At 77.2% G+C, this 460-nt stretch carries 2 pseudogenes; both read left to right on the top strand.

Going from position 1 to position 460, the window contains the following annotated elements:
- Positions 1-216: pseudogene (locus tag LPA54_RS38190) on the top strand (SAM-dependent methyltransferase); the annotation flags it as partial.
- Positions 217-231: 15 nt separating this feature from the next.
- Positions 232-460 (top strand): annotated as a pseudogene (locus tag LPA54_RS38185) (hypothetical protein); the annotation flags it as partial.

Below are 460 nucleotides of genomic sequence, written 5' to 3'. Positions count from 1 at the left end.
ATCCACGGCCGGCCGGGCGCGGAGGTCGTGGGGCATCTGCGGCTGTACACGGCCCGCGCGCTGCGGGAGTTCGTCGCCGCGTCCGGCTTCACCGTCGCGACGCTGGAGGGGGCGCCGTTCCACGGGGTGCCGCGGGTGCTGCGACCGCTGGACCGGCTGGCCTGCGGGGCGCCGTCGCTCGCTTCGATCCTGCTGCTGCACGCGCGGCGGGCGTGAGGGGGGCGGGAAGAGATGTGGTGGGGAGTGGGCGCGGCGCTGCTGGCGAACGTCCTCTACAGCGCGGGGTTCGTGCTGGAGAAGCGGGCGCTGGGCGCGCTGCCCGAGGTGACGGTGCGCCGGCCGGCCCGGCTGCTGCGGCTGGTGCTGGGCAGCCCGCTGTGGATCGGCGGCTCACTGGCCCTCGCGGCCGGGTTCGCCGCGCAGCTCGCCGTGTACCGCACGCTGCCGATCGCCGCCGCGC

The organism is Streptomyces sp. DH12, from assembly GCF_020873895.1.
In the GTDB taxonomy this organism is placed as follows: domain Bacteria; phylum Actinomycetota; class Actinomycetes; order Streptomycetales; family Streptomycetaceae; genus Streptomyces.
Note: the sequence above shows the minus strand (reverse complement) of the source record. Positions and strands in the feature narration are given on the sequence as shown.